This window comes from Sphingobacterium alimentarium, from assembly GCF_004342685.1.
In the GTDB taxonomy this organism is placed as follows: Bacteria; Bacteroidota; Bacteroidia; order Sphingobacteriales; family Sphingobacteriaceae; genus Sphingobacterium; species Sphingobacterium alimentarium.
On sequence record NZ_SMBZ01000004.1, the window covers coordinates 98851 to 123132 of the forward strand.

Annotated in this window: 25 protein-coding genes and 1 pseudogene; all 26 read right to left on the reverse strand. The window is 37.7% G+C overall.

The window, feature by feature from the left end; translation table 11 throughout:
- Positions 1-36: 36 nt before the first annotated feature.
- On the reverse strand, positions 37-555 hold the full coding sequence (locus EDC17_RS02995) for a helix-turn-helix domain-containing protein (RefSeq protein WP_425568658.1): 519 nt from the start codon (positions 553-555) through the stop codon (positions 37-39).
- A 115-nt stretch (positions 556-670) separates the two neighbouring features.
- A complete protein-coding gene (locus EDC17_RS03000) occupies positions 671-2695 on the reverse strand; it encodes a heavy metal translocating P-type ATPase (RefSeq protein ID WP_132776687.1) in 2025 nt (674 codons plus the stop codon).
- A gap of 34 nt (positions 2696-2729) precedes the next feature.
- Complete coding sequence (locus EDC17_RS03005) at positions 2730-4901, reverse strand: TonB-dependent receptor (RefSeq protein WP_132776688.1); 2172 nt, start codon at positions 4899-4901, stop codon at positions 2730-2732.
- Positions 4902-4986: 85 nt separating this feature from the next.
- The gene (locus tag EDC17_RS03010; RefSeq protein ID WP_132776689.1) at positions 4987-5298 is read right to left on the reverse strand and encodes a hypothetical protein; all 312 of its coding nucleotides are present in this window, start codon (positions 5296-5298) and stop codon (positions 4987-4989) included.
- Between the two features lie 64 nt (positions 5299-5362).
- A complete protein-coding gene (gene arsB / locus EDC17_RS03015; protein ID WP_132776690.1) occupies positions 5363-6394 on the reverse strand; it encodes an ACR3 family arsenite efflux transporter in 1032 nt (343 codons plus the stop codon).
- 3 nt (positions 6395-6397) lie between these two features.
- On the reverse strand, positions 6398-7012 hold the full coding sequence (locus EDC17_RS03020) for a low molecular weight phosphatase family protein (RefSeq protein ID WP_132776691.1): 615 nt from the start codon (positions 7010-7012) through the stop codon (positions 6398-6400).
- 19 nt (positions 7013-7031) lie between these two features.
- On the reverse strand, positions 7032-7493 hold the full coding sequence (locus EDC17_RS03025; RefSeq protein WP_132776692.1) for a DUF6428 family protein: 462 nt from the start codon (positions 7491-7493) through the stop codon (positions 7032-7034).
- A gap of 52 nt (positions 7494-7545) precedes the next feature.
- Positions 7546-8112, reverse strand: coding sequence for a hypothetical protein (locus tag EDC17_RS03030; RefSeq protein WP_132776693.1), 567 nt, complete (start codon positions 8110-8112; stop codon positions 7546-7548).
- Positions 8113-8116: 4 nt separating this feature from the next.
- A complete protein-coding gene (locus tag EDC17_RS03035) occupies positions 8117-8443 on the reverse strand; it encodes an ArsR/SmtB family transcription factor (RefSeq protein WP_132776694.1) in 327 nt (108 codons plus the stop codon).
- A gap of 81 nt (positions 8444-8524) precedes the next feature.
- Positions 8525-10510: a conjugal transfer protein MobC gene (gene mobC / locus EDC17_RS03040; RefSeq protein ID WP_132776695.1), complete on the reverse strand. Its 1986-nt coding sequence runs from the start codon at positions 10508-10510 to the stop codon at positions 8525-8527.
- Between the two features lie 197 nt (positions 10511-10707).
- Positions 10708-10914 carry a GDCCVxC domain-containing (seleno)protein gene (locus EDC17_RS17470; RefSeq protein WP_002996045.1) on the reverse strand — a complete coding sequence of 69 codons (207 nt, stop codon included), beginning with the start codon at positions 10912-10914 and terminating at the stop codon, positions 10708-10710.
- A 6-nt stretch (positions 10915-10920) separates the two neighbouring features.
- Positions 10921-11514, reverse strand: a complete 594-nt coding sequence (gene merTP / locus EDC17_RS03050) for a mercuric transport protein MerTP (protein WP_002978464.1) — start codon at positions 11512-11514, stop codon at positions 10921-10923.
- Positions 11511-11885, reverse strand: coding sequence for an ArsR/SmtB family transcription factor (locus tag EDC17_RS03055; protein ID WP_002978466.1), 375 nt, complete (start codon positions 11883-11885; stop codon positions 11511-11513). Before EDC17_RS03055 ends, merTP begins: the two co-directional genes overlap by 4 nt.
- Positions 11886-12013: 128 nt before the next feature.
- Positions 12014-12586: pseudogene (locus EDC17_RS03060) on the reverse strand (conjugal transfer protein MobB); the annotation flags it as partial.
- 354 nt (positions 12587-12940) lie between these two features.
- Positions 12941-13960 carry a Kiwa anti-phage protein KwaB-like domain-containing protein gene (locus EDC17_RS03065; protein WP_132776696.1) on the reverse strand — a complete coding sequence of 340 codons (1020 nt, stop codon included), beginning with the start codon at positions 13958-13960 and terminating at the stop codon, positions 12941-12943.
- Positions 13957-14475: a hypothetical protein gene (locus EDC17_RS03070; RefSeq protein ID WP_132776697.1), complete on the reverse strand. Its 519-nt coding sequence runs from the start codon at positions 14473-14475 to the stop codon at positions 13957-13959. The genes EDC17_RS03065 and EDC17_RS03070 overlap by 4 nt, the downstream gene beginning before the upstream one ends.
- A 113-nt stretch (positions 14476-14588) precedes the next feature.
- The gene (locus tag EDC17_RS03075; RefSeq protein ID WP_132776698.1) at positions 14589-15167 is read right to left on the reverse strand and encodes a hypothetical protein; all 579 of its coding nucleotides are present in this window, start codon (positions 15165-15167) and stop codon (positions 14589-14591) included.
- Positions 15167-16489, reverse strand: coding sequence for a hypothetical protein (locus EDC17_RS03080; RefSeq protein WP_132776699.1), 1323 nt, complete (start codon positions 16487-16489; stop codon positions 15167-15169). The genes EDC17_RS03075 and EDC17_RS03080 overlap by 1 nt, the downstream gene beginning before the upstream one ends.
- The gene (locus EDC17_RS03085) at positions 16476-17774 is read right to left on the reverse strand and encodes a DNA cytosine methyltransferase (protein WP_207895646.1); all 1299 of its coding nucleotides are present in this window, start codon (positions 17772-17774) and stop codon (positions 16476-16478) included. The genes EDC17_RS03080 and EDC17_RS03085 overlap by 14 nt, the downstream gene beginning before the upstream one ends.
- 5 nt (positions 17775-17779) lie before the next feature.
- Positions 17780-18106: a helix-turn-helix domain-containing protein gene (locus tag EDC17_RS03090; protein WP_132776700.1), complete on the reverse strand. Its 327-nt coding sequence runs from the start codon at positions 18104-18106 to the stop codon at positions 17780-17782.
- A 73-nt stretch (positions 18107-18179) separates the two neighbouring features.
- Positions 18180-18818 carry a hypothetical protein gene (locus EDC17_RS03095; RefSeq protein ID WP_132776701.1) on the reverse strand — a complete coding sequence of 213 codons (639 nt, stop codon included), beginning with the start codon at positions 18816-18818 and terminating at the stop codon, positions 18180-18182.
- Positions 18819-18830: 12 nt separating this feature from the next.
- A complete protein-coding gene (locus EDC17_RS03100; RefSeq protein ID WP_132776702.1) occupies positions 18831-19769 on the reverse strand; it encodes a relaxase/mobilization nuclease domain-containing protein in 939 nt (312 codons plus the stop codon).
- Positions 19759-20139 (reverse strand): plasmid mobilization protein, encoded by a 381-nt coding sequence (locus tag EDC17_RS03105; protein WP_132776703.1) that lies wholly within the window; start codon positions 20137-20139, stop codon positions 19759-19761. Before EDC17_RS03105 ends, EDC17_RS03100 begins: the two co-directional genes overlap by 11 nt.
- A 207-nt stretch (positions 20140-20346) precedes the next feature.
- On the reverse strand, positions 20347-20625 hold the full coding sequence (locus EDC17_RS03110; RefSeq protein WP_132776704.1) for a helix-turn-helix domain-containing protein: 279 nt from the start codon (positions 20623-20625) through the stop codon (positions 20347-20349).
- A gap of 211 nt (positions 20626-20836) precedes the next feature.
- On the reverse strand, positions 20837-21610 hold the full coding sequence (locus EDC17_RS03115) for a hypothetical protein (RefSeq protein ID WP_132776705.1): 774 nt from the start codon (positions 21608-21610) through the stop codon (positions 20837-20839).
- A 144-nt stretch (positions 21611-21754) separates the two neighbouring features.
- Positions 21755-24208 (reverse strand): outer membrane beta-barrel family protein, encoded by a 2454-nt coding sequence (locus tag EDC17_RS03120; protein ID WP_132776706.1) that lies wholly within the window; start codon positions 24206-24208, stop codon positions 21755-21757.
- Between the last annotated feature and the right edge of the window lie 74 nt (positions 24209-24282).

Here is a 24282-nt window from a genome sequence, read left to right on the forward strand (position 1 = left end):
TATTGTGGAATTATGGAATGGATTTGTAAGATTTACTTAGACCTTATCCAAAGGTTTTCTTTTATCATCCCGTATTTGCTTGAAATAGCTCGGTGTCAGTCCTGTTACTTTTTTGAATTGGTTGCTTAAATAAGCTACACTCGAATAGTTCAGACGAAAAGCAATTTCACTCAAAGACAGTTCATCATATACCAATAGCTCTTTTACCTTTTCTATTTTTTGGGCTATAAAGTATTTTTCAATGGTAGTACCCTCTATCTCCGAAAACAGGTTGGATAAATAATTATAATCGTGGTGTAATTGACTGCTTAACACATCTGAAAGATTGGTTTTGGCATCGTTGTTTTGATGATGAACCAACTCAATAATTATATTCTTTATTTTTTCGATAATTCTACTTTTCTTATCATCAATGAGTTCAAACCCTAATAAAACTAAGGCTTTATCCAATTTATTTTTTTCTTCGGCTGTAGGTTCTTTGCTAAGTACTACTTCTCCAAGTTTTATGTTCTTTACGTTTAAACCCAACTTGTCCAATTCATTTTGTACCACCATAATACAGCGGTTGCAAACCATATTTTTTATAAAGAGTATATTCATTCCTTACTCACATTTATATTCATATCAAACTAATGCACAAATTTACGATTTAAGTTGAACTGAACGTTGTTTAAAACTTCATTCGTTGTATTCTTACTGCATTCAATATAGCCAATAATGCCACACCTACATCAGCAAATACGGCTTCCCACATTGTGGCTAATCCACCTGCACCAAGTATCAATACAATGGCTTTCACTCCAAATGCTAAAGCGATATTTTGCCAAACTATTTTCTTTGTCTGTTTACCGATATTGATTGCCATTGGTATTTTACTCGGCTTATCGTCTTGTATTACTACATCGGCGGTTTCAATAGTAGCATCGCTTCCCAAACCACCCATTGCAATACCCACATCACTTAATGCTACAACAGGTGCATCATTCACACCGTCCCCGACAAAGGCAACGCTTTCATTTTTGGCTTTTATCTCTTTGACTTTGTTTACTTTGTCTTCGGGTAATAAATCGCCAAACGCATTATTGATACCCAATTTTTCTGCAACAAATTTTACTACCGTAGCTTTATCGCCACTCAACATTGTAGTTTTTACATTGAGTGATTTTAGTTTTTCAATCGTAATTTGGGCATCTTCTTTTATGGTGTCTGCAATAGTGATATAGCCTACAAATTTTTTATCATAAGCCACTGCAATTACGGTGTAAACAATACTATTCGGGTCAATGCCGTAAGCGATAGAAAATTTATTCATCAGCTTAAAATTTCCTACCAAGAGTTCTTTTCCGTTTACACTGGCTTTTAATCCGTGTCCTGCTATTTCTTCTACATTTTGCAATGGGATATTATGGTTTACAGCACCAACATATTCTTGAATGGCAGTTGCTACGGGGTGCGTGCTGTGGCTTTCCAAAGCGTTGACCATTTGCAGAGTTTCAGCCTGATTAAATGCTGCATCAAAAACAACTTCTTGCACTTTAAAAACACCCTCTGTCATTGTACCTGTCTTGTCCATTACCACGTTTTGGATATTGGCAAGTGCATCTAAAAAATTGCCTCCTTTAAACAGTATTCCGTTTTTGCTCGCTGCACCAATTCCACCAAAATAGCCTAACGGAATACTTATCACTAATGCACAAGGACACGATATAACCAAAAATACCAATGCCCTGTACAACCAATCCGAAAACTGATAATCGGCAACGAAAAAGTAAGGCAGTACACAAATGGCAACGGCTAACAGCACTACGATAGGTGTATAAATTTTTGCAAACTTCCTGATGAATAACTCTGTGGGTGCTTTTTGAGAAGTGGCATTTTGTACCAATTCTAAAATCTTGCTCAACTTACTATCTGTATATGCTGTGGTCACTCTTACCTGTGAAACGGTGTTCAGGTTTATCATTCCTGCTAATACGGTTTCTCCTTTTGATTTAGTATCTGGTTTGCTCTCTCCTGTGAGTGCAGATGTGTTGAAAGATGCTTTTTCGGATAATAATTCTCCGTCCAATCCTAATTTTTCGCCCGACTTTAATTGTATAATCTCGCCAATAGCAACCGTTTCCGCTTTTACAACTTTTGGCTGATTATCTTGTAAAATTGTAACTTCATCAGGTCGTTGGTCAAGCAAAGATTTGATGTTTGTTTTAGCTCTCTTTACTGCCAATGTTTGAAAGACTTCGCCAACGGTATAAAACAGCATTACCGCAACACCCTCTGGATATTCGCCAATGGTAAAAGCCCCGATTGTAGCAATACTCATCAATAAAAATTCTGAAAATATCTCTCCTTTACCGATGCTTTCAAACGCTTCTTTTATTACAGGTAAACCAACAGGCATATAGGCTACGGCATACCAAACAATCCTTATCCAACCTGTAAACCATTCGGGTTTCAGGACATTATCAAAGTAAATGGCTATGAGTAACAGCATTAATGAAATAATGCTTGGCAAAAACATTTTAATAGTGCTGTTTTTACTAATTTCCCTGCTGTGTTTGATGGTGTTATCCTTTTTTTCAACTGAACAACAGGTATCATCTATCATCTCTTTTGCACCTGCATTGGTGTATATTTTTTCTTCTTGTGTACAACAAAGCTGTTTACCGTCTTTGTCGTATATATGTTTATGTTCCATTGTCAAGTTTATTTAATGATTATTTTCACTTGTTTTATAGTCTAAATTTTATTCCTCCGTTAATTACAAATCCGTCTAATGGTGCATAGATGTCTTTAAAAACAGGATTGGTTATCGTTCCTGTATAAATGTTGTCAAAACGTGTCTGTCTTGTATCAAAGAAATTTTCAAAGTTGATATACAAAGAAAACCTTTCCCAAATCTTTTCAGCCATAAAGCCACACATCCAATACTCTTTTCCTATTGTTCCGTCATTCAGCTTTTGCGGACTGAAATAATAGGCTTCCAAGCCAATCTTCCATTTATCTTCTATTTCATACATCAATACAGAATTAACACGGTGTTTTGGGGTTAATGGATTTTCGGTGTTTGTTCCATTTTCAATCAATCGGGTATCGGTAAAGGTATAGCCCAAAAACAGTTTCAAATCGTCATAGCCGATTTTGATATTGGTTTCCGTTCCTTTGGTATGAATGTAGCCCGATGAGTTGATGAACTGATAAACGTTTGCAGATGTATTTTGAAGCAACAAAGGATTATCCAAATAGGTGTAAAAGAATAAATGGTTTATGCTAAAAGTCCAATCATCGCCCATATTAATGCGGTAGTTGATGTCTGCATTTGCTCCGTAGCTTCTTTCTAATTTATTGGTGTTATCATCAATAGGCATTACGTTTTGGTACTGTATGCGTTCGCTTTCTTCGGTAAAAATGGTTGGTGTTTTGTAGCCAAACCCACCCCCGACACGTGAAGTCAATCCGTTTGCAATCTGAAATAATGCCGATACTCTTGGCAAAAAAACAGCTCCGTAATCTATCACGTAATCCGTTCTTAAACCTGTTTCTAATTGTAGCCAATCCGTAGCCCTAAAAGAGTTTTGAACGAAAGCCCCGAATGTGGTTTGGTTGTAATCCCTCAACGGAAATACGGTAATCTGTTTTTCTATAAAATTGTCCGTCCAAATATTAACGCCTGTTACCCATTCTGATTTTTCTTTGATGTGGGTATAGCTTGCTTCCGTAAAAGTGGCTGTTTGCATTCCCTCAAACTCGTAATCGGGAATAGCTGTATTGCGGTTAAAATAACTTACGCTGTTTTTGATTTGTACAAAACTGTTTTCGTTTACCGTATGGTCAAAAACAAATTGGGTGGAATAACGCTGTGTTTTGTTTTCTTCAAAATATTGATGGGTGTTATCCCCTTTGCCTTTGATGTAGAGCATATCGCCACCCAAACGGTTTTCAATGGTGGTATTGATACCAAAGTTCATTTTTGTTTTATCATTGAAGTAAACAAATAATTTAGGGTTAAGTACATACCTTTCAAATTGGGGAATGGCAGAAAGCCCGATTTGTGCAGGGTCGTAAGCTCCGTTGCGATTGTGCGAAGCAAATATTGTCGTTCCGATTTTCTTAAACTTCTGTCCGTAAAAGCCGCTGATGTCTAAACCTCTGCCCGATGTTCCGTTTAAGTGAAAGCGTAAATCCCTTTCTTCCGTTGGTGTTTTGGAAATCAGATTGACCAGACCTGCTATTGCTCCACCACCATACAGCGTGGAAGTTGAACCTTTGATAACTTCCACCTGCTTTAAGTCAAGGGGTGGGATTTGCAACAAACCTAACCCACTTGAAGCACCCGAATAAATCGGGAAACCGTCTTTTAAGATTTGCGTATATCGTCCGTCAAGCCCCTGAATACGAATACTTGCATTGGCACTTGTGGGCGATGTGGTTTGTACGTGGATGCCTGTGCTTTCTGCCAAAAGCATACGAATATCCCCTGCTTTCATATTGCCTTTTTCGTCTAACTCCTCACTTCCTATAAACTCAATGCGTGTAGGGATATTTTGGATAGTTCTTGTACTTCTTGTTGATGAAATAACGATTTCTTCCAAATCTTCCGATTGTTCAGAAAGTAGGATTTCAATCGGAGCTGTATCTTCTAACGGAAAATTAAAGCTGTCGGTACGTTGGGCAAAACCAATATAACTAAATTGAATTTCCTGCAAACCATTTGGAATACCTGTTAATATGATTTGTCCGTTTTCGTCTGAAGTTGTTGCGATTGTAGTTCCTGTAACCTGTGCGGTTACGCCCATTAAAAGCTCTTTTTTTTCACTGTCTTTTATTACAGCTTTGAACGTATTTTGTGCATATACACAAAGGTTGAATGTCATAAATAATGACACAATGAATATTTTTTTCATTGAAAAAATAATGCTTAATATGAATAAATGAATGATAGCGGTGCTATGCACCGCAGGTAATAAACTGTGCTGAAAGCACTACATATTAAACAAGCTGTGGGGGATGCCAAACGGAAAAGGGAAAATCAGAAACAGGCGGTGTTGGCATTGTCCCTAATTTTCTTTGCGGTTCTTTTACTGAATGTGTAGCCGAAAAATGAAAAGTAGTTAAAACAAATCCTGTACAGGTGTTACAGCTAAAAAATGGCGAACAACAAACTTTATTGCAATCTTGGTCTTCCTGTCCGTTTTGTCTTTGCTCGGTTGTCTGCTCCTGCATACATTTATCTTCAATAAAAGTCGGTACTGCTGATAACAGCATTACATAGACGGCTAATATTAAAGATATAAATTTCATTTTGCTAAGATATTAAAAATTAGTTTTCAAATATCTATTCGTGATTTATGCCTTATAAGTATTTTTATTTATAATATTTCTTCTTCAACCACAAGCTTGCCCTGACCAATAATATGAGTACCGGAACTTCCACCAGTGGGCCGATAACTCCCACAAATGCCTGTGGCGAATGAATACCGAAAACCGCTATTGCTACTGCTATTGCCAATTCAAAATTGTTTCCTGTGGCTGTAAATGCGATTGATGCGTTTTTGTCGTAAGGAACTTTAAGGGATTTATTGATAAAGAAGCTCACAAAAAACATCAGTATAAAATAGATGATTAAGGGTATAGCCACTTTTACTACATCCATTGGCAACTCCAATATTTTATCTCCTTTCAGACTGAACATTAATACTATCGTAAACAGTAAAGCATATAATGTAATGGGCGATATTCGGGGTACAAATTTCCGGTTATACCATTCTATACCTTTTGATTTTACAAGGAAGTAACGGCTTAAAAAACCTGCCAAGAATGGAATACCTAAATATATCAATACGCTTTCGGTAACATCTTTCATTGATACGCTTACATTGAAATTGGCTAACCCTAATTTTGCGGGTAATACATTGATGAATAACCAAACTAAAAAGCTATAAGTAAATATCTGGAAGATGCTGTTTAATGCAACTAACATAGCGGTATATTCTCTGTTTGCTTTTGCTAAGTCACTCCAAACGATTACCATTGCAATACATCTTGCTAAACCAATAAGAATTAAGCCTGTCATATAATCGGGTTCGTTCCGTAAAAACAAAACGGCTAATCCGAACATCAGCACTGTACCGACACCCCAATTCAGCAATAAGGATATACCGATTACTTTTTTATCCTTAAATGCCATAGGTAATAATGAATAATCAACCTTTGCCAATGGCGGGTACATCATCAATATTAAACCTATTGCCAACGGAATATTTGTAGTGCCTACGGATAGGGTATTTGTAATTTTTGATATTCCCGGAAAAATATATCCCAACCCTATACCCATTGCCATTGCAAGGAATATCCATAAGGTTAGGTAACGGTCAAGAAATTTTAGTTTTGGTTGCATCGGCTAATTTTTTATCATTGAAAAAACATAGAACATTTCCGTTGCTATCTGCAAACTTCTTTCTGCATATACCTCCGATTGCTCCGAAGTATTGTCCGAAATTTTAGGGTCTTCAAATGTGATAGGTATTCTTTTTTCAGCACCTGCAATAAAAGGGCATCCGCCATCTGCCTGTGAACAGGTCATAATAGCTGCAAATGCTGATACAGGATTGAACGGGCTATCGTACTTTTTTGAAAAACCGATTACAGGTAAAGCATTATCACTGTACTTTATAGCATAAACAGGGTTGTCTGTTTCCGCAATTTTGAAGATGTTAAAACCCTGATTGGTCAATGTTTCCGCAACTTTTGGAAATAGTGCGGTTTCTTCTGTACCGCCTGAATAGCAATATACATTCGGGATATTGAAGTATGCACTTGCTACCTGTGCCCAAACCTGCGATAAATGGCTTCTTCGGGAATTGTGGGTACAAATAAAATTGATATTTATTTCCTGTCTATTGATTACTTTGTGCTGTACAAAATCTATCAGTGGTTGTAATGTGCTTTTACGTTCCTCAGTGATATTTTGAAAAGTAGTAACATTGTTTATTGTTTCAACTAAATTCTTATACATTTTGATTGATTTATAGGGTTTAACAACATCCTGAATTAGGTGTACACGCATTATTCAACGCCGATAATTTTATTTTTTGTTTTTCAGCAGGAATGCCACAGGCATCATTTGCCAAGCAAGCCGTTGTTTTACTTTTTAGTACGAATGTTTTTCCGTTGAAATCCAAATCATATTTTCCGATAGTATCACTTTGGTATTCTACTTCGATTTCAGCATCTTCAATACCTAATTTTTCTTCGGATAATTTGATGATATTTAATAGTTTGGTTGGCTTTAGTCTGTGTTCAAAATCGTTAGCATTCCATAATTGGAAATTGACAACTTTTTCATTTCTGATGGTTCCGCCACAATCAATAAAATTTTTATTGATTTGTCCCACTTCGGTAACGTGGAAATGTTCCGGTACAAATGTTCCGTTCTCTAATTGAAATTCAACATTCTCTAATATTGGTAGGATTTCTTTAATTTCTGATAGTTTCATTGTTTTTGTATTATTGTTATATAGTAATATTGCGATTATTATAAGCAAATTTTTAGCAACATTTAAAGTTCAACTTATTAAAATAGAAATTGAATTTTGGGAAATAAACCAAAATATGTAACAGGCTTATAAGCACTGCTCCGGGTAAAAGGTTTATAGCTATAGTTCTAAATGTATGAAAGCTCTCTATCTGCTGAAAATTATTAGCTAATGTAATTCCGTTGCTGTCAAGGTTTATTTTAATGACTAAGAATACCGCTATACTTGCGAAATGAAAACCGTTTACCAACAGGTGTAAAATGTATTCCCAACGTGGCAAACCTCCCATAAATTTACGGCTGTCTTTTTCTAAATAAGCATCAACAATCAATGTGATAATATCAGCTACTACCAACGCTGCACCAAATAAAAATAAGCTATTATTTTCTATGTTGGTGAATAATGAAACGAGAATACCTGTAAACAGAATTGCTCTTACGGTATGCGTAAGATGTTCAAATTTACTTTCCTTATGTTCGTACAAACGGTATTTGTACAGATGCAGAAATACACCGTCAAACAATGCAAGAAAAGAATAAGCTATGAGCAATACTATTGAAATGATAAATGCGATTTCCATACGATTAGCAACATTTTTGATTGGTTACGGTAAAGATGATTTTTGAAAAATATTCTTTCAGTAAATCAAAGGTTTTTTCATTGATGCAGTAGCAAATAGAATTACCTTCAATATTTCCCTTTATCAATCCTGCGTTTTTTAATTCTTTCAAATGCTGCGAAACGGTAGGCTGTGCCAAGGGAAGTTCATCAACTATATCGCTGCATATACAGGCATTCACTTTTAGGAGATACTCTATAATGGCTATTCTTGCCGGATGCCCCAACGCTTTTGCGATAATCGCAATTTGGTTTTGCTGATCTGTAAAATGGTCTGTTTTGCTTGCTCCCATTGTTTCGATATTTTAATATCGCAATATTACGATATTATTTCTAAATACACAAGCAATTTGAGAAAATTATCCCTCTTGCACTTAATGCTGCAAGTTCGGGTCGTTCTTGATCCGTTCTATTTCGCTTTCCACAATATGCAGGATGTCTGATTTTATCTGACGGTAATTGCTTTCAATTTCCTGTTTCATTTTATCTTCTCCCTGTTCATTAACAAAGGATAGGATTTCCGGTATCTTCTGATATACTTTAGTTTCTGCGGCAACTTTTTCATTGTCCACTACAATTTCAGCGTGAAAGATTTTTTGCTCAATACGTTCATCAAAATTATCTGATACCGAACCGACAAACATACCTTGTGTAAGTGTTGAGATTTTAGAAGCCGGAATAAGGCTGTCTAACTGTGTGGAGATAGAGGTAGATTTATCATTCCTGTTAATCGTCATACTTTGGCGTTTCTGCAATACTTTTCCGAAACGTTCCGAAAGGCTCTTTGCCGTTTCGCCAACTACCTGCCCGGAGAAAATATTACCAACGGTATTTTGAATTACCTTACTTTCCTTGTCGCCATAATCCCTTGTTAATTGCGAAAAATCCTGAAAGCCCAAACATACAGCCACCTTATTACTTCTCGCTGTTGCGATAAGATTATCCAGTCCCCTAAAATAAATTGTGGGCAGCTCATCTATGATTACTGAACTCTTTAATTGCCCTTTTTTGTTGATGAGCTTAACAATACGGGAATTGTACAAACCCAATGCTGCGGAGTAGATATTTTGGCGGTCGGGATTATTACCCACGCACAAAATTTTAGGCTCTTTTGGGTTATTGATGTCGAGCGTAAAGTCATCGCCAGTCATAACCCAATACAACTGTGGGCTAATCATTCTTGACAAAGGGATTTTTGCCGATGCAATCTGTCCCTGCAATTGGTCTTGTGCGCCACCTTGCCAGGCATCCATAAACGGAGAAAGATAGTTTTCCAAATCGGAATATGAGGTCAGAATGGTAAATACGTCCGAATACTTTTTATTCAGCAATTCAATGGCGTGCGGGAATGTACAATACTTACCATCCTCATAGATTTTCAGATACCAAATAATGGCAGCCAATAGGATAATTGGGCTTTCCACGAAAAAATCCCCTTGCTTCTGTATCCAGCTACGGTTGAGGTTCAGCATTATGGTGTAAGCCGCTTCGTAAGCGTCGGAAATGTCTGTCATAAAATCGGGATTGAGTGGATTGCACCTATGGCTCTTGCGTGGGTCATCGAAATTTATCACATGGAATTTTGGTTGAACTTTGTACTTATCCCGATGCTTCAATAAATGATTGTAGGCAATGGTGGAAAGGTCGTCAAATTTAAAATCATATATATACATACTAAAGCCTTTCTCAATCTGCTGCTTGATGTAGTTGTTTACGATGGCATAAGATTTACCGGAACCCGGAGTACCCAACACGATTGATGCCCTGAAAGGATTTACAATGTTTATCCAACCGTTGTTCCATTTGCCTTTGTAGTAAAATTTGGTGGGCAGGTTAACGGAATATTCATTTTCCATCAGCTTTGTTTCCTGTTGAAAGCTCTCGTTCTCGTTGTTGAAAACATCGTCCATTAAGTTGGTACGAAGCAAGCGGCTCATCCATACGCCCACCATCAGCAAAGCAATATAACCTAACGAGATAGTAAGGATATACAGAAATGTGCCTATTACCGGAGATAGCTTTAACAACGGCGTGTTCAGAAAGAACAGCACAAAACCAACGCCCAAAGCCACGTAGATTTTAGCCCAGGTTATCTTCTCATTCTTTACGCCTTTCGTTCCCAAACAACTCAAAGCAAGCAAAACCAAAGCGAACGCCTTGGTATAAAGGGTATGTGAAAACAAGCCCGCCGTCCGGTCGAAATTGCCTAACATCTTGTTGATTATTTCCAACGTCCAACCACGTTCTAAAAAGAACCCGTAGCAGAACCAATAAAGGTGCATCAGCACCAAAAGAATACTGACTGCCCGCATAAAAGCCATTATTTTGGCTAAACCTCTTAAATCGTCTTCTCCCTGCATTCTTTTTTAGTTTTAATGTTCGGGCGTGAATTTAAAGGCTCTACACAGCGGCTATAAGAATGTGGCAGTCAATGGCGGTGCGTGGCAGTGTTTGGCGAAGTGATAAGAGTTGTAGCTTCTATGATCCTTTTGTATCGTAACATTTATGAAGCATCCAAATAAAAAATACTTTTAGTTGCTCTTCTGTTTTCTGTCCGTCAGCAACATTTTTTGTCCTGCTGAATTGGTGGACAAGGAACACTTCCGTAACTACAATAAACACAACAGTCTCCTTGTTTTGGTTTAAGAACTTGTTTGCATTTTTCACATTCGTAGAAATATTGGCAAGCGTCTGTCGGCATTGTTTCTTCTTTCTTGTGTCCGCAGTTGGGGCAAGTAATTGTTGATTGCAATATGATTTCCATTTGGTTTTATTTTTTGTCGGTTACAGAATATCCTGTTGAGTTAATTGCTTTTTCGACCTCAGAAATATTCGTTTTTGAGTTGTCAAATTCCACGATTGCGTTTCCTTTTTCGTATGAGGCGTTTGAACTTATTATTCCTGTCAATTTATTTACTTCGTGATTTACGTGTTCGCCACAACTTGCACAAGTCATTCCGCTAATCGTAAATTCTACTTTTTGAATATTGGATTTGTCCACCGCTATAATTTGCTTTTCTGTCTTTGGGTAGAAAATGCTTGAGTAGTATGGAAAGGCAAGCATTACGATTGCAAATGCTGTTACAATTCCTAAAAACATTTTTGACTGAATGAATTTTGGTTTTTCTTCTGTCTCACAATTGCAATCTATCTGCTTTTTGGGTTTCAACTTTTGATACCAAGCAAAACCAAGAACCAAAATTGTCAACCCGATAAAATAGGGTCGAAAAGGTTCAAGCCAAGAAAAAGTGGAAGCAAGACCGCTTGTTCCTGCAATAAGAGCCAATACTGGTGTGATGCAACAAAGAGAAGCTGCAATTGTAGTCAAAAGTCCTGCACCAATTAATTTTTTGTCAGTTTTCATATTGTTTCTAATATTTTGTTTTCGTCAAGTATTTTGAAAAATGGTTTCAGCATTTTTTCATACTCTTTAGTCAGTGAGTGAAAAATAGTTTGAGCTTCTCGTTCGGTTTCAATAAGTTTTCTGTCTTTGAGTTTCCGCAAGTGTTGTGAAACCGCTGAAATTGTCATACCAAGAATATCACTTATATCACAAACACAAAGTCGTTTTTCTTCATAAAGTAGAAAGAGTATTTTCAGTCTTACATTGTTTCCCGCTAATTCAAGTCCGTTCGATAAATAGTCAAAAGAACCGTTGAGTTCTGAAACTCGGTCTTTACAGCGGTTTATTTGTTTAATGTCTGCTTGTTGTCGTATGCAAGAATTATTGTCCATAGCACAAAGATAGTCACTTTGTTTATTTAAGCAATTACTTAAATACAACTCAAATTCTTTCAGAATTATAAAGTGACAGCTCAATAAATCTTTTTAAAAACAGATTTTTAATTCCAAAATCTGACCTCTTACAGTCTTCTTTTTTTTTTCTTCTTCATTTTGTTAGCAAAATCCTGTTCCTCGTAATCATCGCCCTGTGCTTCGGGTAACAAACCGCCAAATGTCTCAATCAAACCGTCTTCGTGTTTTTCAGTAGTATTCAGGAAGTCGAACAAATGATGAGGTTCTTCCGCAGGAAGATCTGCATCATTTGATGTGGATGTTTTTGGAAGTTGTACGACAGGTTCTTTAATCTCCGGTTTGATATTATTGTTCCAATAATCATTAAAGGTATTGGCAGAAAGTTCCTTTGCTAAGCGTGAACCGTTCCAAACCGCCTTTGAATTGTGGTCTATGAAAGTGATACCATAAATACGACCTGTATCGTTCCGGCGGACCACTACATTAATGCCCTGTTCACTCAACTGCTTTTTAAAAGCCTGCTCATCATTTGTGGATTTCAGAGCAATAGAAATTGCAGCTTTTAGGGTCTGCTTACTTGGGTGGTCTTTTAAATCCTCTTTGCATTTTGCAAAATGCAGTTCCAAAGCCGGAAGCCCTGCATTTTTACCAAACAACGAAGCCTTGAACGGATGCCCGGCTGATATTCTTTGGGGTTTCTTGATATAATATAAAACAAAAAACCCTCAAATTCATAGAATTTGAGGGTTTTTGACCTTACTTAGTGTAAGTGTGGTCGGGGTGGCAGGAAGATTCCACACCTCCGCAAATATCTATCAATCAATTGGTTGAAAATACTTTTGAAGAACCGCTCACCTTTTTGCTCACATATAGTTTGCTCGGTTATTGGTATAAAGATAGGGATTTAAACCAACAAAAGGAAGCAATCGGCTACAAATTATACATCAGCCATTCACCGTAAACAGCCAAAGCGAGAACAGCGCAAGACAAAGAGCGGTGGGGTTTCGCAAGCCACTAATGAGCGAGGGGATATATTATTTTGTTGTTTGTAATTGTTTCCCAGCATACGTACCATACGCTTTTCCTGATACTTCTCCCAACTTATAATAGTCTGCTAATACTTTAAGAGTTAGGGTAATATCATTTTCGTCTTCAATAAACAACTTTCTATCTTTTAACTTTAGTGTTTCTCCATACTTCTTACATATTCGTTGCATTTTTCGGATAGTTTTCGCATCAAGGCCTTGATAGTTGCCAATTTTTGTTAATCGAACAAGTTTTTTATGGATAGATGGGTTTCCTTCAATTTGTTTGGCGATGATTTCAAGCCCTTCAATCATATTTGTTGAAGCTAATGCTGTTACTACTTCTTTTGCCTGATTTTTATATTCTTCCTCTAAGCCAATAATTTGCTCGAATTGAGTCTTCTTTGCTATGTAAAAAGTGTCTTCGTAATATATACAGTCAATTTGTTTGTCTAAGTTTACTGTCTCTCCCTCAATCAATTCAAGCTTTTGGCTTTTAGAATTGAAAATTGTCCTTATAGTCTTTTGGAGTTTACTTTTTTTATTACTATCATTCTCATCTATAGCCACCTTAGCAGCGAGTATCTTTCTGAAAGTGTAAACCCACTCGTTTTCATCATTGTAGAAACCGACACAATAAGCCCACAATTCTTCATTCACAATAATTTCTTCTAAACTCTTTATTTTAGGCGGATTTGAACTTAATTGATTATTGACAACATCGTAAAAAGACATTGCTTTATTAGTCATTTGATATGTGAATAATTGGGCTGTATCATCTGTAATTACATCGTATTCGTGCAATTCAGTTTTTCGTTTTACAAGACCATTTAATTGCTCTTGTGTTAGCGTGTACAGATGTTCCCTGATTTCATCGTTGACATCAATTTGGTAAACTTTGAACAAATATTTATCCATTATTTTACTTGATGCTTTTACTTCAGGCTTTAGCACCCTTGTGATAAAGTAGAGGATTACATTATCCTCACTTATATTTTCTATTTTTTGTAAAAGTTCCTCGATAATCATTTATTTGAGTTATTACTGGTTGCGAAATATAGTTTATGCCCGATTTCATAAAGTTTTACTTTACAATCATCTTGCAAAAATTTGTCTCGTGAAATAATCAATCCATTTCTATTTTTACCATTTTGAGCGATGTATTCAATTTCATATATACCGAATCTAAAACTCAAAAGCGGATTGATTAAAAGTAAAGACGAATTAATGTAAATACGATAAATTATCAAAAGTAGAAAAATGACAGAAGCACATTCGTACCAACCATCAAAACTTTGAAATAAAAACGGGATTATGTACGTAGCGATATATCCAATTGATTCACTGTTTTTATTCTTAACATCAGTAATAATTACTGGGTTTCCATTTTTTGCAACTTCTTCAATATTTGCTAATGTTTTCCAATAACCAAATGCCCCAATGACCGAGAAAGTGATAAGAAATGCTGATAAACCAAATTTTACCCCGAACATTTTCACGGATTCCCAAGAAACCCCTGCCCAGTTTAGATATTCACTATTCACAGATACCTGCCTTACTATCAGTAGCAAAAACAAAGGCAAATAGGATGACACGAAAAGCGAAAATTGAGCTATTCCGTGCAAATTATTAATTCCTTTGTTCTGTCGTTTAGTCATTACATTCTCAATATTTCTGCTAATTCTTCGAAAGAAGAAATCCCGTTGATGTCTGCTGTATCAATCCAGTCAATCCCTCCTGCTGGCAAATAGTTTATAATCCCCGTTTTGAAATTGTATTGTTCATTAATTTTTTTCATATCAATAAACCAATCCATAGGAAGCTTTTTCAATCGAACAATTTCTTGAAAGTCATTTGATAGTTTATTAGACGACATTCCCTTTTGAATAAGAAGTAACAAACCTAAATCAATGGTTTTTGCAACCTGTAAATAGCCCACCAACTGCGAATAATCTTTCAAACTCAACTGGTTTAAATACTTTGCTTCAATCAATATCAATCGTACTTTTTTATCAGGATTGATTATGGCAAATACAATATCTACTTTCAGTTTAGGAATGTAAATTCCTTCTTCTTTTATGGTAATCCCCGATTGTTTCTCTAAATCATAAATAATAAAATCTAACGTTTTATTACAGGAATAAAAAACGCTATAGTTATCTCCAAGATATGTATTTAGATATTGGCTGAATTTCTTTGAAAATTCTTCATAATAACTTATTTCATTCTGTATCACTATTTCAAATTTACGGTTAGGTTATCTACTTTAATTTTTGTTTTTATGAGTTGTTGATTCAAGCTGTTGCTTACAGATGAACAAATAAAAGCTCTGTCATTCACTGGGTTAATGACTAATAATGGACTATCAAATGTGTTTCCAATGGTTTTCAATGTTAATATTGCAGTTGTATGCGTATTGATAATACCGTCCATTGAACCAATATGTCTTTTCCCGTTTAAAGTTTCTGCAAATAGATAGGCAATGCCTTGGTCAATACCCGTGAAACTTTTAAAATCTTCGTGTTCTATAAGTCTTGAAACTTTGGCTTTATGCGTTGAAATTTCCAATTCGGGAAAATATTCGGCTTTAATTTCTTCCAACTTTTTCAAAAGTTCTTTTTTCGTTCCCTTTGATAATCTTGGGAAAAAGTTGATATATCTATTTTTGTTTTTTACTAATTTTTCAATTTCCTCAACAGGTGCGTGACGACAACCCAAAACCGCACAAAAATGATGATAGTGAAAGAACAGTTTGTTTCTTACTTCAATTGGTAGCTCATCAGAATTTTGGTCTGTATGAACGGAAACAGGACTTGGCGTCCTTAGTTTTCTTAAAATACAAGGGATTTGCTCTTCTTTCTTTTGATGCTTCTCTATTTTGGTTACGTCAATTGATTTGGCTTGTAACGCAAAAGAATATTGGGTAAGAAAGGAACGAACCAAAAAACGAATTTTAAATCCTTTTTTCCAACCTTTATAATCAGGGTCTGAAGCTGAATGTTGGTTTGGGTGATTGTACAAAATTTGATCAGTTGTCGAACCTAAATCTGTAAGCCAAGCACAAAGCTGAACAACAAAATTAAAATTCCGAGTGCTTCCCGGAATCTCAACAGAAACTACTGGCGCATCATCTGTAAATCTTCTGTGTGATAATGTCAAACTTGCTCTTGTATCAAAAATTCCAGATAAAAAACTTGCAGTATTTATGCCTGTCAATTTTAATTTAGCGGTTGTCAAATCAGCAGAAGACAGCAGAAATCCTCCAATCGGCAACCCCAAATATTGTAAGTCATTTTTCAGACTTGAAATATCGGAATTATCCAATGGCATAATCAACCATTTACCGTTCCCAATTTCGTAAGTTACATTAAAACTATATGAGGTGTTAAAATATTGACATATCTTCGTAAGAATATCAGTTGCGATAATATTCATCCGTTTCGGCTCCATTCCCCATTTTTTGAAGGGAAGGTCAATTACAAATGTGTTTTCATCTATTTTCCCACTCCCAACTAATAACCCAAGTATATATGCTTTAATATGATTAATATTTTCCATTCTCTAAATGCTTTTCCAATGCCTTGGCAATAACCCAAGCAAAAACTGGCGGAACTGCATTACCAATTACTTTGTAAGCATTCGCAATGGTCTTGTAAGGGAATTTAAAATTATCAGGAAATGATTGAATCCTTGCAATCTCTCTAATAGTAAACCTCCTGTTTTCAAAGGGATGCGTAATACCACAATTTTCAGGTTGAGCCGATGCTGTGATAGTACCATTAATTTCACCCAATGCAAATCTACGATAGAAATTAGGTGCATGATATTTTTTAGGGTTATCCCAAATTCTTCTAAAACGTTCCGACATGTCTTCGGGATTCATACTTTTCCAAGATTTACCTTGTGAAATCGTTTTACTAATTTGATTCAAGGGTGTTCTTTTTTTGAATTTGGTTAATGCCTCTTTCCCATCTTCACATGGTCCTATTTTATCAACCATATATTGCCCCCCAGGGGAATATTTCCAGTAATCATTAGCTTGTGGTGCACTTTTAGGTATATCACATAAAGCAGAGCCAAGATATAAATCATAAGGATTATATACTTCGTTCGGTAGATTATATTCCATAACGATTTGCTCCAGCAAGTTAAAATCAAAATGACCTAAATCTAAATCTTTCCGTAACCCAATAATGATTAAGCGTTGTCGATTGGAAGGAACCCCATAGTTGCTTGTTTTTAATAGTTTATAGCAGGTTTTAAAACCTAATTTTTCCGTTCTTTTTACAATTTCGTCAGGTATGCTTGTCCCGTCTGCCATTTTTGAGGATAAAATACCTTTAACATTTTCAAAAACAAAGCCTATGGGTTTGTTTTCCCTTTGTAACCCTACTTTTAGTAGTCGTTCACATTCCTCAAAGAGATTTCCTCTTTCGTCATTAATACCTTTTCTCAATCCAGCATTTGAAAATGGTTGACAAGGAAATCCTGCGAGTAAAAAATCAAAATCAGGAATATCTTCAAAGTTAACATCTTTTATATCTTCACGATGCAACTTGTGGTCATTGAAAAAAGAAGTATTCGCATTATAAACATATTCTGCAGCAGGGTCGATATCATTAGAATATTCAATTCTGAATTTGGTTTTATCGAAATGTCTGTCTCGAAAATCAAAGTTTCCCGAAAAGCCTAAATCTAATCCGCCACAACCACTAAAAAGAGATACAATTTTTAAAGCTTCCTTTCGATTTACGGAAGTTTTACGTTTATAGGTGTTAAAGTCAATAAACATTTGTGGTTCTTCGACAATTGAAATTGTTTCTAATTCATTTTGAGTGTACATAATGTTTAAAGCTTTAAAGTTATTTGTTTTGTGTTTTTCTGCCTGATGTATTTTACTTTTTCTTCTGCAAGGGTTAGTACATTGTCATTACATCTGGATTGATAAATTGTATTTGCAATTTTCTCACTTATCAATTCAGACTTTAACATTTCTAAATCAAGATTAAATGCTTCTGCAAGATTTGGCAAAAAGACTTCATCCAATTCCTTCTTTCCTGTCTCGATTTTGCTCAAAGCACCAGAATCAATACCAAGTTTTGCGCCTAATTGGGTAAGCGTCCATCCATTTTGAGTTCTTAGTTTTCTGATATACTCTCCGAAATTTGCTTCCATTGTCTTGAAATTTTCATCTTGACGATTTCAACAAAAATATAGATTAGGTTGATGATACCCAAATAATTTAGCATTATTTTTTATCTCCTGTTCTTTTCAGCCGATTCACTTCTTCTTTTGCCCGTTCTGCCTGTTCCGTGGACTGCCTTGCACTTTCTTCGGCTTTTCTAATGGCAATCAACCGTTCTTCCTCCTGCTTCACCCAAATTCTAAGTTGTTTGGGATTGTTGTAGTAGATGGAATCTATATCCAAAGAAACTTGCGGATAAAGTAATCTAACCATGCGAATTTTGATGTCACTGTCGCACAGAGCGGAGTTTGACCGCCAAAGCTGAATGCTGGCGAAAAGAGAAAGTACCGATACAAGCACAAGGACTGCTCCCGTAATGACATACGGTCGTTGTCGCCCTGTTAGGCGATGCTCCACATTGACCTTTATTCGCTGTGGCATTTCGCTTATCGCTTTCTTCTGTTGCTCCAAAGCGGTGACAAGGCTATCGGTTGCCTTAGCGTGCTTTAGGATGGACGCTTTCAGTCCGACAAGCGTTTCGTCCTGTATATTGCTCTCCAACTTCTTGACTATATCTGCCAATTCTGCTGAATAGTCTTTGGTTTCGGATTGCTGTTTTTCGAGTTGTTGCACACGTTTATCCATTAGTACCACTATCTCCTGTTGGTCTTTAACAGCGGTCTGTAATTCCTGTTCGTTCATTTTTTTAGTGTTTTATCTGCTGATTCCTCTTGATTTTTCTTCCTCCGGTTTCTTTTTCTTCCTGCGCCACGTTGGGTCGGGTTCGGGTTCTATCGAAGCGGGCATATCCAGTAGGTCACCGAGCAAACCCAATCCCGTTTCGTATTCCTCTGACCGATGTTCCTGTTGTCCGAGTACCTCCCTTATCTGGTCGGCAAGTGTAGTGGACTGTGATATTTCCGTTCCCCGATTGTGGCTTAACTGTTTCTTCATACTGGCGAAACTAAATTTGCGGTCGATAGCCGAACCTTTGAACTTTACACCATCCTTTTCAAATGAAATGCCCTGCACTTCATTTGTTCCGCTACGGTACTTATAATGGATGCCGATGTCCTGCCTTGCAAGCATCGTTTCCACCTGTTTCCATGTGGTGGCTTTCGCCATGATGGATTTAAGGGCATCGTGTATCGCATAGCGCAACCTGTCATTTCCCCGAAGTGCCTGCCTATTCACCTTTGCCTTACCCTTGCCGAGATGGTAGCCGTAACGCTCGGTCGTCTCCCTGCATACCTTTCGGCTTTTGTGCCAATGGTTGAAATTGCCTATCGTCTTTCCATCGTTGTCCACTCGGTTATATACAATATGTACGTGTGGGTGTTTCTTATCGGTATGCAGTACGGTAAGGTACTGGGTATTCTTGATGCCCATCTTTTCCATGTATTCCCTTGCATGCTCCACCATCTTCTCTATGCTAAGTTTATCCCTGTCCTCGTTGCTCCAACTTAGCACGGTATGCCCTACGGCATTGCCAAGCTGTGGGCGCATCTTGCGCTGTGCGTTGAGGTCGGCAATAATCGCCTTGATGTCATAATCCCTAACGCCTGCCGAGTCCAAAACAAAGGACTTTTCACGTTCCAACAGGTAACGGACGCAACCGCCGAAACTTTTGCCCGTAATAACCTTAGCTATCATCCTTACCAATCCTTTCCATTAACTGCTCCACTTCGTTCAGTAAACTGCGCAGATTCGCCATGATTGACACAAGCCCTCCCTTGTGTGCAAGCTTGGTCAACTGGTTGAGATTGTTTGCCATGCCGGACAATGTGCGCAGGTAGCCCGTTTCCTCTTTTGAAAGTCTTGGTCTTATTTCGGCAGTCTTTGCGGACTGCCGAAACCAATCGCTTATCCGCATGCCCGCATTTCTCGCTTTCCCTGCAATCGCCAAACGTTCGGTAGGGGTTATCCGTACCACGAGCGAAACGCTCCGTGTGATGGCTTTTTTCGGACGGCCACGCTTGCGTGTTATTCCGTCCGTCTCCTTTTCTTTCGCCAATTTTTTCATTGGCGAACCTCCCCAAGTTTACGGACTGCGACCATCGGGAGCATCCGCCGTTCCCCACACTGCGGAGCGTGGGGGAAAGGTTTTTTGCATTGCAAAAAAATAAACTTGCTCCCTACAGGGCGACAAAGGTTTACCTTTGGAGTACTGACTGCGGGTAGCGTGTCTTTCCGGTAGTCTTTCCGAAAATCTTTCCGCTCTTTACAGGTGCTATTCCCCATCTTCACCTCCCTCCATCAGCTTTTGGATGTCCTCATATTTATAGTACATCAGTCCACCGATTTTCTTGAACGGCAATGTGCCGTTCACACGTAGGTTCTGCAATGTGCCTGCCGATATGCCGAGCAACTTGCGCACCTCGTAGCTTTTGAACCATGCCCTCTGTTCCTGTCCGTGTTTTCTTGGGTGGGGGCTGTGCTTTCTGATTTCCTCGAACAGTTCCTTTTTGAATTTTTCGAGGTCATCCCTCGTGATGAGCTCTACGTTCATCTTTCCTCCTTTGTGTTATCGTTAAAAAATCTGTTACCATACGGATGGAAACAAACGGTATGTTTCCGACCGCTTTTGGTACAAAGGAATGGAACAGGGCAATACGGTCATGACCGTTACTTTACGGATGGTCATTTTTGATACGCTTCCGTATTGGTTTACAGAAAGTTAAGAAATTAGTTAGGTTTGGCTTGATTTGAAATGTATATTGTTATAAACGTCTTTTTTTGGCAGGAACAATGTCGAAAAGCCTATTTTTTGACGGTACTTCGGCATATTTTTTCTTTAAATCTCTGAGGTCTGCCGGAAAATACCGTTGTATGGTATCTGTACTGATAGGTTGCTTGTTTTCTCGGAAATATCGGCATATCATCTTTATCCATACCGTAGCAAATTGGGAGAAAACCAACTCACGCCCGTCCTTTAAATCCTGCTTCCTTAGCTTTACAAAAAGGTCAACTACCGTTAAAACGTAGCCCTCGGGGATGTCGATATAACCCTCCGTCTCGAGTTTTTGGGCTTCTTTAAGTTCTTTGGTAAGTTGCACCACGATTTCCTTTAACTCCTTAATTTCGCTTTCCTTTTCTGCTATAATTTCGTCTTTTGTCCTGCTAACGTTCCATTGGTCTATCGAAACGAGATGGTCAAGGAATGCCCTTAGCTTTTTTTTCTGCTGTACGATGCTTTTGTGCTTTGATTTGGATTCCCGTTTATCGTCCGCTATGAGCTTGTTAAGTTCATCGCTCACAATGTCGTTCACGTGTCTGAAAAATTCGCTTTCGGACGCTTCTTTGTTCTCCTGCAAAAAGAATTGCAGATGGTGGTCATAGTATGCCCCAAATTCATCCTGTGTGCGTTCGTAAAGCCTTTTTAGGAAATGTAGGTCATAATGTCCTTTCCACCAAAAGAAAGGCATACCAATATCAAACGGATGCTGTGCTTTTCCAAAGCGGGGGCGTGTCTTAAAATATATTCTCTCTTTCATAGACCTATCTGTTTTACCGTGACTAACATTCCTACCTTTTTGGCATCAATGGAAAGAGACAGTCCCTTGTGACTGTCTCAAACAAATATACTGAATTTGAGTTTTTCTTACTTCACGACTGGTATGTCAGCGCATCATTTCAAATTATAGTTTAACACGGCTTCTTTCCTCATCGGCACTATTGGTTTGGTTACCCGGTTTAGAAACACCTGAATTCCCAAACCTAAAGCTAAAGGTCAACTGAAACCGTCTTGTATCTCCGACATTCCGATAATTTGCCTTTGCATCGTGTAAGTCATTTATAATACCGCGATTAATGTTTGTATAGAAAATATCCGAAGCGCTGAATCTAATGGAAGTTCGATCCGATATTTTTTTTGATACGCCTGTATTCACCCCCCATTTACTGCCATAAACAAATTGTGCCTGTGTGATATCTGTTTGATAATGTCCATCGACCTGAACCCTCCATCCTTTGCCCAGTCCAAAGCCCATCATCCCTTGTATATAACCATTATAGCCGATATTGTCCAAATATCCCATATAAAAATCACCCCTAGCATGCAATCTGGCCATTTCAGCTCGAAATTGTAAATCCCACCACCGAATTGGACTAAGTGCTACATCAACAGATGCGTTCCATACCGTAGTTCTCCCGATATTGTTCGGTCTACTATAATATGTACCATCCATGATCTCAATGGTTTCCGAAACCAGATTCCGTGCATCACTATACCCGATACTTGTAGTGACCATATTTTTAAATATATGGCTTAGCTCAATCTTGTTGGAGAATGAAGGTTCAAGATATGGATTGCCAACATTGTATGTGTAGTGGTCAACGGGATTTAGAAATGGATTAAGATCTTGGTAATACGGACGTTCTAACCGTCTTCCATAACTAAATCGAAGTTGATTGTGAGATAAGCTATCTAATTTGTAAAGCATAAATAAAGTTGGAAATAAGCCAGTGTAATTGCGGTTAAATGATGAATCTGGGCGCATCACATTACCTAGTTGATGCCCTGACCCTATGGTATTCTCAATTCTTAGTCCCAACTGGATACTTAAACGCTGGTAATCGGCATAGAAATTGACATAAGCAGCGTTAATGTTTTCCCTGTACCTAAAATTGTTAGTCTTGTCATAATCTGGTATGTACTCATCATTCTTTACAAAGAAATAATCGGCCGTGTTCCCTGTCTTTGTAAAGTTGGTTTTTACCCCCGTAGAAATCAGAATGTCCTCCGTTAACGGATACCTATAGTCGGCATTTATTGAATAGATATTGATGTCAGATTCCAATTTGCCACTAAGCTGTTCAAAAAATGTTAACAGACCATCGTTTTGGATCCCACTATTATTGAATCTCTGATCCCTGTCTATTTGGAAATTAAGATAGTCCGCATTGATAATGAAGTCATGGTTCTCTTTGTCAAATTTTCGCCGATAGTTAAGATTAAAGCTGATATTTCCTATACGTCCTTTTTCCAGATTATCAGACAATAACGTTGAATCCAGCATACCACCGCTGTCATAAATACTATTTCGGTTTGGTGTTTTCCTATTCGGTCTTGCAAAAGTTCCATTCAGAACAATGCCCATTGTGGATTTTTCAGTTAAGTTGTAATCAACGTTAATCATAGAAAGCATCCCTTGACCTTGCCTCCTTATTTTTGACAATTGGTCAAAAGTAGATGTGATTTTACCGGTTGCGTCAAAAAACTGTCTGGAAATACTTACATCTGCAAATCCATTTTGTACCACATACCCCAGATTTCCATTCATCCGCAACTTATTTCCGGAATAACCAAAATTCATGCTGTTATTTGACGCAGTATACCTGTGCTGTATCAATCCTAAATCCAATCCGGCAGTAAATCCCGTTCCAGGCGCTTTCTTTGTAAGAATATTGAGGATTCCAGCATCACCTGCCGCATCATATTGGGCTGGTGGATTCTGCATCACTTCTATCTTTTGTAAAGACGATGCGGGCATTGACCTCAGATAATTGGCAAGTTCCTCGCCAGACATATAGGTAGGACGATTATCAATATACACCACCACACCAGCCTTTCCCGCAAGATTAATCATTCCGTTAGGATCGACACGCACACCTGGTGTTTTTTCCAACACATCCAATGCGTTTGTGCCCGCGTTACTGATAAGTGCGTCCACATTGACCACCGTCCTATCTATTTTTTGGGTAATATATGGCTCTTTCCTTACAACAATGACCTCTTTCAAAATTGTTGTGGACTCCCCAATCTCAATGTCGGTCATAAGCATAGTAGCACCTGCTTCAATCCGTAAGAGTTCAGAAATATAACGCTCATTACCCAAGTGATTTACAATAAGTTGGTAATCTCCTGCCTCTATGTTAGCATGTCGATATTTACCATACTCGTCTGTTGCCACCGAACTAATTGTAAAGGTATCTACCTCTCTCACCAATGACGTAGTTGCTCCAACCAGGGGTGTGCCATCAATATCTAGAACACGTCCATGTATGATGCCTCCTGATTCCTGTGCATTCAGGGCAAAAGTGTTCCATATAAGCCCTACAACGGTAATGGCTCTGATTAAAATGTTGTACATAAGTTTAATTTTCTATAGCCAATAGTATCCTACCCCATGAGTGAACACAGGTTATTAACGGGATAATATCCGGC

What these genes read in the sequence shown, in the direction of transcription:
- EDC17_RS02995 (WP_425568658.1), bottom strand. Translation starts at nt 555, where the DNA reads ATGGTGGTACAAAATGAATTGGACAAGTTGGGTTTAAACGTAAAGAAC.
- EDC17_RS03000 (WP_132776687.1), bottom strand. Translation starts at nt 2,695, where the DNA reads ATGGAACATAAACATATATACGACAAAGACGGTAAACAGCTTTGTTGT.
- EDC17_RS03005 (WP_132776688.1), bottom strand. Translation starts at nt 4,901, where the DNA reads ATGAAAAAAATATTCATTGTGTCATTATTTATGACATTCAACCTTTGT.
- EDC17_RS03010 (WP_132776689.1), bottom strand. Translation starts at nt 5,298, where the DNA reads ATGAAATTTATATCTTTAATATTAGCCGTCTATGTAATGCTGTTATCA.
- arsB (WP_132776690.1), bottom strand. Translation starts at nt 6,394, where the DNA reads ATGCAACCAAAACTAAAATTTCTTGACCGTTACCTAACCTTATGGATA.
- EDC17_RS03020 (WP_132776691.1), bottom strand. Translation starts at nt 7,012, where the DNA reads ATGTATAAGAATTTAGTTGAAACAATAAACAATGTTACTACTTTTCAA.
- EDC17_RS03025 (WP_132776692.1), bottom strand. Translation starts at nt 7,493, where the DNA reads ATGAAACTATCAGAAATTAAAGAAATCCTACCAATATTAGAGAATGTT.
- EDC17_RS03030 (WP_132776693.1), bottom strand. Translation starts at nt 8,112, where the DNA reads ATGGAAATCGCATTTATCATTTCAATAGTATTGCTCATAGCTTATTCT.
- EDC17_RS03035 (WP_132776694.1), bottom strand. Translation starts at nt 8,443, where the DNA reads ATGGGAGCAAGCAAAACAGACCATTTTACAGATCAGCAAAACCAAATT.
- mobC (WP_132776695.1), bottom strand. Translation starts at nt 10,510, where the DNA reads ATGCAGGGAGAAGACGATTTAAGAGGTTTAGCCAAAATAATGGCTTTT.
- EDC17_RS17470 (WP_002996045.1), bottom strand. Translation starts at nt 10,914, where the DNA reads ATGGAAATCATATTGCAATCAACAATTACTTGCCCCAACTGCGGACAC.
- merTP (WP_002978464.1), bottom strand. Translation starts at nt 11,514, where the DNA reads ATGAAAACTGACAAAAAATTAATTGGTGCAGGACTTTTGACTACAATT.
- EDC17_RS03055 (WP_002978466.1), bottom strand. Translation starts at nt 11,885, where the DNA reads ATGGACAATAATTCTTGCATACGACAACAAGCAGACATTAAACAAATA.
- EDC17_RS03065 (WP_132776696.1), bottom strand. Translation starts at nt 13,960, where the DNA reads ATGATTATCGAGGAACTTTTACAAAAAATAGAAAATATAAGTGAGGAT.
- EDC17_RS03080 (WP_132776699.1), bottom strand. Translation starts at nt 16,489, where the DNA reads ATGGAAAATATTAATCATATTAAAGCATATATACTTGGGTTATTAGTT.
- EDC17_RS03085 (WP_207895646.1), bottom strand. Translation starts at nt 17,774, where the DNA reads ATGTACACTCAAAATGAATTAGAAACAATTTCAATTGTCGAAGAACCA.
- EDC17_RS03090 (WP_132776700.1), bottom strand. Translation starts at nt 18,106, where the DNA reads ATGGAAGCAAATTTCGGAGAGTATATCAGAAAACTAAGAACTCAAAAT.
- EDC17_RS03095 (WP_132776701.1), bottom strand. Translation starts at nt 18,818, where the DNA reads ATGAACGAACAGGAATTACAGACCGCTGTTAAAGACCAACAGGAGATA.
- EDC17_RS03100 (WP_132776702.1), bottom strand. Translation starts at nt 19,769, where the DNA reads ATGATAGCTAAGGTTATTACGGGCAAAAGTTTCGGCGGTTGCGTCCGT.
- EDC17_RS03105 (WP_132776703.1), bottom strand. Translation starts at nt 20,139, where the DNA reads ATGAAAAAATTGGCGAAAGAAAAGGAGACGGACGGAATAACACGCAAG.
- EDC17_RS03110 (WP_132776704.1), bottom strand. Translation starts at nt 20,625, where the DNA reads ATGAACGTAGAGCTCATCACGAGGGATGACCTCGAAAAATTCAAAAAG.
- EDC17_RS03115 (WP_132776705.1), bottom strand. Translation starts at nt 21,610, where the DNA reads ATGAAAGAGAGAATATATTTTAAGACACGCCCCCGCTTTGGAAAAGCA.
- EDC17_RS03120 (WP_132776706.1), bottom strand. Translation starts at nt 24,208, where the DNA reads ATGTACAACATTTTAATCAGAGCCATTACCGTTGTAGGGCTTATATGG.